General features: G+C 38.0%; 4 protein-coding genes and 1 pseudogene. 4 read left to right on the top strand and 1 reads right to left on the bottom strand.

All coding sequences use genetic code 11. From position 1 onward, the window contains the following. Positions 1–78: 78 nt before the first annotated feature. The 4 genes and pseudogenes from F6K22_RS29435 to F6K22_RS29420 form a co-directional block, all read left to right on the top strand. Positions 79–1,032, top strand: a pseudogene (locus tag F6K22_RS29435) (WD40 repeat domain-containing protein); the annotation flags it as partial. Positions 1,033–1,044: 12 nt separating this feature from the next. Next, positions 1,045–1,806, top strand: coding sequence for a WD40 repeat domain-containing protein (locus F6K22_RS29430; RefSeq protein WP_363274701.1), 762 nt, complete (start codon positions 1,045–1,047; stop codon positions 1,804–1,806). Between the two features lie 988 nt (positions 1,807–2,794). Beyond that, positions 2,795–3,238, top strand: a complete 444-nt coding sequence (locus F6K22_RS29425) for a T3SS (YopN, CesT) and YbjN peptide-binding chaperone 1 (protein WP_293106286.1) — start codon at positions 2,795–2,797, stop codon at positions 3,236–3,238. Positions 3,239–3,490: 252 nt separating this feature from the next. After that, positions 3,491–4,189, top strand: a complete 699-nt coding sequence (locus F6K22_RS29420; protein ID WP_293106283.1) for a sigma-70 family RNA polymerase sigma factor — start codon at positions 3,491–3,493, stop codon at positions 4,187–4,189. Between the two features lie 398 nt (positions 4,190–4,587). Here F6K22_RS29420 and F6K22_RS29415 read toward each other — a convergent pair whose 3' ends face one another. Further along, positions 4,588–5,169, bottom strand: coding sequence for a hypothetical protein (locus F6K22_RS29415; protein ID WP_293106280.1), 582 nt, complete (start codon positions 5,167–5,169; stop codon positions 4,588–4,590). Positions 5,170–5,740 lie beyond the last annotated feature (571 nt).

Below are 5,740 nucleotides of genomic sequence, written 5' to 3'. Positions count from 1 at the left end.
TAGGCAAAATCCTGGAAACTCACCCCCTGGTTAAGACCAACAGCGCCTAGTCTCACACAACCTGGGGGCAGACTCTTACGAACTTTTATTGGTCATAGTGGTTGGGTAAATGCAGTAGTTGTCACTCGTGGAGGAATGCTAATTTCTGGTTCTTCGGACAATACTCTCAAAGTCTGGAATGCTGAAACAGGTAAAGAAATTAGTACCATTACTGGTCATACGGGGCGAATTAGAGCGATCGCTTTACTGGGTGATGAATGGGTAATTTCTGGTTCTGATGACTTCACCATCAAAGTCTGGAACCTTGAAACAACAGAAGAATTTGTTACCCTAACAGGTCATACAAGAGCAGTAAGAGCAGTTGCAGCACTGCCAGATGGCAGAGTAATTTCTGGTTCGTCAGACAATACTATTAAAGTCTGGAATCTTGAAACACAAAAGGCAGAAATTACCCTCACAGGTCATCAAGGTTGGGTAAATGCGGTAGCAGTATTGTCTGAGACAGAAATTATTTCAGGTTCATCCGATAACACTCTCAAAATTTGGAATCTGGAAACAGCAGAAGAACTATTTACACTTACAGGTCATACAGGTGGTGTGAGAACTATAACTACACTTCCTGAAAAACAAATAATTTCAGGTTCTTCTGATAACACAGTTAAAGTCTGGAATCTTGATAGCAAAAAAGCAATTTTTACATTCAAAGGTCATACCAAAGGAATAAATGCAGTAGCAGTAACTCCAGATAATAAACGAATGATTTCGGCAGCTTCCGATAATACTCTCAAAGTATGGAATCTCCAAACAGGGGAAGAGTTATTTCCTCTCAAAGGTCATACTGACTCAGTATACGCAGTTGCCGTTTTGGCAGATGGACGCTTAATCTCTGGTTCCGATGATTTTACCCTTAAAGTTTGGAGTCTTGATACCTCAGAAGAACTTTCTCCCCTGATTGGACATACTAATAGAGTGAATACAGCAATAGTTTTGCCAGAGCAACAAGTAGTCTCTGCTGCTTGGGATCATACAATCAAAGTTTGGAATTTGAATACAAGAAAATCAATTTATACTCTCAAAGGTCACACCGATCGGGTGAATTCTGTCGCAGCATTACCAAATAAACGGATTATTTCAGCTTCAGATGATAATACTCTCAAAATTTGGAGTCTAGAAACAGCAAAGGAATTATTGACGATAGAAGGTGATAATAGATGTATTTTTGCTGTAGCAGTTACACCAGATGGGAAAGTGGCGATCGCCTGCTTATCTGACCAAACTCTCAAAGTCTGGAGTTTAGAAACATTAGAGGAAGTTTTTACTCTCAGAGGTCATACTGACTGGGTAAGTGCAGTTACAGTTACACCAGATGGCAAGCAAGTAATTTCGGGTTCTTTTGACAAAACTATTAAGGTTTGGTCTTTGGAAACTGGAGAAGAAGTTGCTACATTAGTTGGTCATACTGGGTGGGTAAAAGCGTTAGCAGTAACGCCAGATGGTAAGCGAGTTATTTCAGGTTCTTTTGACAAAACTATTAAAGTTTGGTGTCTGGAAACAGAACAAGAATTATTCAGTTTAAGTGGTCATACTGACTGGGTAAGTTCCATTGCAATTACACCAGATGGGAGTCTGGTGATTTCTGCATCTGATGATAATACTCTTAAGGTTTGGGACTTAGAAACGCGACAGGTAATTGCCGATTTTACTGGGGAGAGTTCCTTGGAATGTTGCGCTGTGGCAGCAGATGGAGTAAAAATTATTGTTGGAGAAGCTTCTGGAAGAGTACACTTTTTAAAATTAGAAAGTTAAGTACAAAAATCAGGTTTTAAGATATCAATAATTTGAGAGTATCTGCTATTAAAAAAAATTACAGGGACCACTCGATAACTAACTCAGGACTCAGAACTCAGGACTCAGAAGTTGTTTTTGTCACAGGGATGGGTGAGCAACCCTCCAAAAACATTTCGCTAATCAGGGAAGGGTTGCGGGACCCAATTCTGTTTGATCAAAATATATTTCTGATTTTTGCTATTGCTTTAATAATCTTAATGCTTGGATTGCCAGTAAGAAAAAACCTACAGAACCCAATGCAGTAAGAATTTGGGCGACTAAATTAGGTGTTAATATTTCACTCATAACCATAATACCTTTAACGAAGTCAAAAGCCAGAAGTTGTTTTTGTCACGATAATTTTGAGGAACCCTCAAAAAACATTTCGCTAATCAGGGAAGGGTTGCGGGACCCAATCCTGTTTGATAAAAAACAAACTTATCTTCTATATTATCTCAAGTTTACATAATTAAGTAGATATATAAATTAACCATAGAAACTTAGTAGTTAGTAGAAGGTATAATGTGTGAGTTCAGATACAGGGAATTCCAGGTTAATGAAGTACAATAGCGGTGGCTTTAATACGAGTTTTTGAAGTATCGAATTAACGTTTCATTTTTGCTTTTGCAAATTTACTAGAATCACGGTACGACATTTGCATCGAATAGGCTGTAATACCAAGTGTGAAAAAGGAATGCTCAAAATTGCTCGATCAAGGGATTTTATCCAATCCTATAAGCTACCTATCTATATCATTTTTTGTTTTTTTTCTTGTTTATTTATTTGTTCTTTCAACTTCGGTCTTCCTTCTTAGAAACTGATGCTATTTGTAACAAACATTGATAAATTTGGTATAATATACTATCCTCTATATCCTATTGCAGATATAATTAAAATATTTGTTTCCCCTGACTTATGACTCCTAGGAGATATACACCTATTAAACTGGTATAGAAGGAGAAAACTTATGAAATTTGAGACTAATGTACAAGAAGCTTGCTACAACAAAATTTGTTTGTGGATGAGAGAATTATTTGATAAGTTTCCCTGCAATAGACAAGATTTACCTGGTATTAATTTGTTTATGGGTTCTGCCTTGGTTGAGGTCTATATCTTTCCTTGGGGAGATGATGAGGCAATCATTAATACTCGCTCATCTGTTGTAACGAATGTTAATTTTACACCTGATTTGCTGCAATTTTTATTACGAGAAAATAGTAAAATGCGCTTTGGCGCTTTTGGCATAGATGACGATAATAATATTATATTTGAACATACAATAGTTGGTTCGACTTGTGATAAACCAGAGTTAGAAGCATCTGTCAAAGCAGTTTTAAAAATTTCTGATGAATACGATGATAAAATTGTTGAACAGTGGGGAGGAAAAAGAGCTATGGATCGAATAAGCTGAAGTCATAAGTCAAAAGTCAGAAGTCAGAAGTTAACAGAGGGGCGAGAATGTCTGCCCTAGTAGTGGCGACTGCTATAGTTATTACAGTTAAGAGTGAGATACTTAACCTTGATATAATCTTTTTAAATCAGGGATTTAGCCCTCTAATTTTTATTTTAAACGACTATACTTTGATTTGGCTAAAGGAATTTATATTTTAGAATTAATAGTACTTTTTAAATTCATTAGTATTAATCTAATTTTTCAAACTTTATGCTAAAAACAGAGCCTACCTACAAATTTCCCGAATCTAACCACCCCATAGTTAAGTCACTCTTTCATCACAGTGACCAAGAACTATTGACCCTATTTCAAAACTATCCAGACCAAGGAAAATACTTTGTCGCGATTTTCTGTCGCTATGGTATGATAGTCCAAACTTTAATTCAACATTCTGTGCGATCGCCGGTTCAAGCAGACTATCTATTGGCCCAAACTTGGCAACATATATTTTACGAATTGCGTGGCTTAGATTTACGAGAGGGAGCGGATACGGAGACGGGAAATACTACTCTTCAGAATTGGTTAATTAATGTTACAGCCATTAGTATTAACCAAGAAGAAATGCCCCCTGTCGAGTCAATTCGTTATTCTTTAGAAATGGCCCCACCACCTTTATGGTGTTATGTCAGGCAAGTATTAGATCAGTTAGAGCCTCTACTACGCTTGATTTTGTTAATGTTTCAGACTTTTCACTGGAGTGAAACAAGAATAGCAGCTTATCTCCAAGCTGAGGGAGAAACCATTTCACATCAGGAAGTAAAATCTTTACTGCAACAGGGATATCATAATCTAGATACTAATTTGCCAGAAGATATTAAAGCTATCTATTTCAATGATGATATTGAGCAAGTTAGTACAGGTATAAATCAGTTTCTCAAAGTTCCAAAAGAACTAGAAGCAGAAAATTAGAGCTTTTCTATGTACAAGCATTTCTGTACAAAAGTTTATAACTCTAGTTTTCTTTTCGCTTGTTAAGTGCGCTACGATTAAGTAGCTATAGGTTTTTAGAGAGGTTGAATAGCTTTCCCACTTAAGGGGGAGGCAATAGACCCTATTTTTAGGTAACTTACCGAATAATTAAGGTTTAAAGCCTCTCACTCGCCGTGGAGAAACAAGCGGTCGTTTGCGGAGCATTCCGTCAGGATGGGATGGCGAGGTCTCCTCGCTGGCCTCCAATCGACCAAGAGAGAAAAAATTTTCCTTTGAGTCAATCCTATCCGTTTTCTAGGAGAGATAATTATTAATTATTAATTATTAATTATTAATTGTTGAACTAGTCTTATACCTAAGATTTGTTCTATCTTAACCTAGTTCAAAAATACCCCACCTTTACCAGTAATATTCAGTGACTTTGTATCTAAATCAAAATCTTCTGTGGGATTAAATATAACCTCTAATAATCTAGGAGAAATACTCCGAGGACGTACCATTAGTAACCCACCATCAGAACGTTGGTAGGTTAAGGTTAGTGGGATTGGCAGTTCAGATAATTCTACCACTGAGGTTTCCCCTAGAGTCCGATGTCGGCCACCTATTACCTGATATTCAATTACAGCACCGGTTTGATTAATTAATCTTAGAGTTATGAGACCTTCAACAGGGGCAACCCTACCAGCAGGTTCTGGAAATTGGGGTGGGGGTTGAGTAGTCTCTGACTGCTGAGTAGGAGGCTGACGGCGAGTCGGTTCAGTTGTCTCAGGTTCGACCTCTACAGGTTTTCCTCTATTACCAGATGGCTCAGAAGTATCTTCTTGCCGATCGGCAGCAGGAGGCTTAGTACCGGGTGGTGGCCCTCCAGCTTGGGAAATTGTGATTATCATTAAACTGCTACCAATGCCACTAATAATAAAGGTTCTTTTAACAAAATTAGAAAGGAATTGAATCATCATCTCCTCAGATATTGAATTAGCGGTTAACTGCTGAATATGAACTACCGGACGTTGAGCCTAATTTAGGTACAGCACGAGCTTCTACATTCACAGGGAATTGCTCAAACCTAGACTTTCGCCCAAGTCATTGTCTTATATCCCTGAGCGCAGCACCAGAAGGCTTTTCCATCTGTCTGTAGTATTCTAATTCCTTCTGCCCTAATGTTATCTACTGCATTCTCATCACCTCATCTTGAGTCCCACAGTAAGGAAAAGTTCACTCTATTAATACCATTTAGAAAAAAGACTGTTACAAATAGGACCCCGAAGAAAGAGGACTTTAGTTATCTAGGAGATAGGTGAAGAAGGAAGAAGAAATAAATATTGAAGAGAAAAAGTTCAGCAATTAAAAAAGCGGTCAGCACTCAGCACTCAGCACTCAGCAGTAAATGTGAACGAAGGGGAATGTTACCCCTCCGCGCACCTTCCGGTTTATAGAAACCGGGGATTTAAACGATCGCTCAAAAAGCTGAATTTCGCAGTTCCTCCGCAGGAGGCTAGCGTATGGGCTAAAAGCGAGCTAGCTAGTTAA

The organism is Okeania sp. SIO2F4 (genome assembly GCF_010672385.1).
Classification (GTDB): Bacteria; Cyanobacteriota; Cyanobacteriia; order Cyanobacteriales; family Microcoleaceae; genus Trichodesmium.
Note: the sequence above shows the minus strand (reverse complement) of the source record. Positions and strands in the feature narration are given on the sequence as shown.

What these genes read in the sequence shown, in the direction of transcription:
- F6K22_RS29425 (WP_293106286.1), top strand. Translation starts at nt 2,795, where the DNA reads ATGAAATTTGAGACTAATGTACAAGAAGCTTGCTACAACAAAATTTGT.
- F6K22_RS29420 (WP_293106283.1), top strand. Translation starts at nt 3,491, where the DNA reads ATGCTAAAAACAGAGCCTACCTACAAATTTCCCGAATCTAACCACCCC.
- F6K22_RS29415 (WP_293106280.1), bottom strand. Translation starts at nt 5,169, where the DNA reads ATGATGATTCAATTCCTTTCTAATTTTGTTAAAAGAACCTTTATTATT.